At 75.6% G+C, this 2779-nt stretch carries 5 protein-coding genes and 1 pseudogene; 2 read left to right on the forward strand and 4 right to left on the reverse strand.

The genetic code is table 11. From position 1 onward, the window contains the following. Window positions 1-227: pseudogene (locus JNW89_RS33560) on the reverse strand (strictosidine synthase); the annotation flags it as partial. Between the two features lie 172 nt (window positions 228-399). Here JNW89_RS33560 and JNW89_RS39395 point away from each other — a divergent pair. Continuing rightward, on the forward strand, window positions 400-1056 hold the full coding sequence (locus tag JNW89_RS39395; RefSeq protein WP_238452102.1) for an STAS domain-containing protein: 657 nt from the start codon (window positions 400-402) through the stop codon (window positions 1054-1056). Here the strand turns inward: JNW89_RS39395 and JNW89_RS33570 are convergent. Next, window positions 975-1352 (reverse strand): FKBP-type peptidyl-prolyl cis-trans isomerase, encoded by a 378-nt coding sequence (locus JNW89_RS33570; RefSeq protein ID WP_238452105.1) that lies wholly within the window; start codon window positions 1350-1352, stop codon window positions 975-977. The genes JNW89_RS39395 and JNW89_RS33570 overlap by 82 nt on opposite strands. 178 nt (window positions 1353-1530) lie before the next feature. Then, window positions 1531-2052, reverse strand: a complete 522-nt coding sequence (locus JNW89_RS33575; protein ID WP_375155181.1) for a hypothetical protein — start codon at window positions 2050-2052, stop codon at window positions 1531-1533. On the opposite strand from JNW89_RS33575, the gene JNW89_RS33580 reads away from it, so the two are divergent. Next, on the forward strand, window positions 1973-2395 hold the full coding sequence (locus tag JNW89_RS33580; protein WP_238452103.1) for a CBS domain-containing protein: 423 nt from the start codon (window positions 1973-1975) through the stop codon (window positions 2393-2395). The two genes, JNW89_RS33575 and JNW89_RS33580, sit on opposite strands and share 80 nt — an antisense overlap. Before the next feature lie 33 nt (window positions 2396-2428). Here the strand turns inward: JNW89_RS33580 and JNW89_RS33585 are convergent. After that, window positions 2429-2779: helical backbone metal receptor (locus tag JNW89_RS33585; protein WP_238452104.1), on the reverse strand; the 351-nt coding region annotated here is incomplete at its 5' end.

Raw genomic sequence — 2779 nt, forward strand, 5'->3', positions numbered from 1 at the left:
CACCACCAGAGCCGGCCTCCTCGTCGCCGCTGACCACCCGCCCGTCCGGGTCCACCAGCACGTCCCTCCGGCCCGTGCGCGCCGGGCGGCAGGGGCAGCAGCTCGACCGTGTCGAGCCGCCGGTCGGTGGCCGCCCACACCCCGGTCAGCGGGGGCGGGACGGTGGCCGGCTCGCGGACGGGCCGGATCAGGCGGGGCGGGCGGGGGCGCTGGCGCGGGACGACCATCGGGTCATTGTCACCCGCCGATCCCGGTCCCGTCCCCTCGCCGGGCGTGTCGCGCCGGCGGCGCATCGTCCCTGAGACGGATCGGGGACTCCCCCGGGGGCGACCCTGGGCGTACCCGGATTCGGTCCTTCGGACGGCGGAAATGTCGGTGGCCGGGGCTAGATTCGTCCGTATGGGACAGCGGGGTGACCGGCTCCACGTGCAGCTCAGCGTGGGTGACGACGTGGTCGGGGTGCGAGTGGTCGGCGAGGTCGACGTCGCCTCGGTCGGTGTGCTGCGTGCCGCGCTGTGGGCCGCGCCGGCGCGGCCGGTGCTGCGGGTCGACCTCTCCGGTGTCCGGCTGCTCTCCGCCGCCGGGGTCCGCGCGCTGGTCGCCGCGCACCTGCGGGTGCGGGCCCGGGGTGGCGAGCTCGTGCTGGCCGACCCGGATCCGGTGGTCGCCCGGGTGCTGCGGGCCACCGGCCTGCACCGGGTCGTTCCCGTCGTGCAGAGCCTCCCCCGCACCGCCCTGCCCCCGCGGCGAGCTGGTCGCCTGCGCCTGAGGCGCGACCCCGCCGGTCACGGCACCGACCCCGCACCCGATGGCGCGGCGCCGCCGCCACGGCGCCGACCCTGCATCGGATGGCGCGGGGCCGCCAACACGGCGCCGACCGCTGCACCCCGATGGCGCGGGGCCGCCAACACGGCACCGACCCGTGCACCCCGATGGCGCGGGCCGCCGGCACGGCGCGACGACCCCGCCTCCGGTCAGCGGACGCCGAGCAGGTCGACGACGAAGACCAGCGTCTCGTTCGGCTTGATGACGCCGCCGGCGCCACGGCTGCCGTAGCCCAGGTGCGGCGGGATGGTCAGCCGGCGCCGGCCGCCGACCTTCATGCCGACCACGCCCTGGTCCCAGCCGGCGATGACCTGGCCGCCGCCGAGCGGGAACTCGAACGCCTCGCCCCGGTTCCAGGACGCGTCGAACTCGCGCCCGGTGGAGTGGGACACCCCGACGTAGTGGACGTTGGCGAGCTGGCCGGGCTGGGCCTCCGGGCCGTCGCCCACGGTGATGTCCTCGATGACGAGGTCGGCCGGGGGCGCGCCCTCGATCGGGCCGATCTCGGGCTTGCCTGCCTGGGGCATGTTCATCTGCTGATCTCCTGCCGTTCTGGCTCGATCGTCCGGTCGGTTCCGATCCTGCCGGATCGTGACTCACCGATCCCCGGCAGTCCCGACGACGACGCGCCGGGCGCGCCGTCGCGGACCCGGACACGCCGCAGGGGGCGCACCGGTCGGTGGCGCCCCCTGCGGGCCGGTGCGGTCACTTCAGCCAGCCGTACTTCCGGACGACGGGGAGGTTCGCCCAGACCCCACCGAGGCCAAGGGTGTTGCCCGCGCCCACCAGGGCCAGACCGGCGAGCACCGCGGCGTAGATCAGGTGGTCGTCCATGAAGAGGTTGTTCTCGGGGGGCAGGACGGCGGTCCACATGAGCACCATCAGCAGCGCGCCGGTCGTGGCGGCGAGTCGCATCCCGATGCCGAGCAGCAGCGCCACGCCGATCCCGGCGAGACCGGCCATGAACAGCCAGTCGGCCCAGGTCGCGCCGGCGATGTCCTGGTAGATGCCCATGAACGGGCCGGCCGCGCCGAAGGTGAGGAACCCCTTGGTCGGGCTGCCGCCGTTGATCCAGGCGTTCTTCGCCTCGGTCTCGTGGCCGAGGCCGAAGGCCTTGTCCAGGAACGCCCAGAGGAAGATCCAGCTGATGACCGCCCCGGCGGTCACCACGTACCCGGAGTCACCGTTGCCGGCCGCGGCCCGGCTGATGGACCGGGAGGTGGTCAAGCGGCTGCCCGTGCTCGACGACCTCGGCCGGCTGGTCGCCATCGTGACCCGCGGCGACCTGCTCCGGGTGCACCTGCGCAGCGACGCGGAGATCCGCGCCGACGTGGTGCAGGAGGTGCTGCGGCGGGTGCTCGCCGTGCGGGACGGGCTGGTCACCGTGCGGGTCCGCGACGGTGCGGTGACCCTGGACGGCCGGCTGGACCGGCGCAGCGCCGCCGACCTCGCGGTCCGGCTCGCCGGGCAGGTCAGCGGCGTGGTCCGGGTGGTCGACACCATCGGGTACGACGTGGACGACACCGTCCTGGTCGAGCTGCCCCCGGGCCGGGTCACCCCGGTCGCCTGATTCGCGGCCTGGACCCGGGGCCGCACCCCGGGTCTAGGCCCGGTGGGTCACCGGGTCGGCGAGCTGGGCGGCCAGCAGCTCGGGCGCCTCCGCCAGCGACGGGCCGTACCAGGTGAGGTGGCGGCCGGAGACCAGCGCGCAGGGCGTGCCGGGGAACGCCTCCGGGCCGTCGGCGGAGGTGAACGCGTACGGCTCGTCGGGGAGCACGACCAGGTCGGGTTCCCGGGCGCGCAGCGCGTCGAGGTCCGGGCGCGGGTACCGCTCGGCGTCGTCGGCGTAGAGGTTCGCCACGCCGAGCCGGCGCAGCACGTCCCCGGCGAAGGTGTCGCCGCCGAGCACCACCCAGGGCCGGCGCCACACCGGTACGACGGCCCGGCGCGGCAC

It is taken from the genome of Micromonospora sp. 4G55 (genome assembly GCF_016803375.1).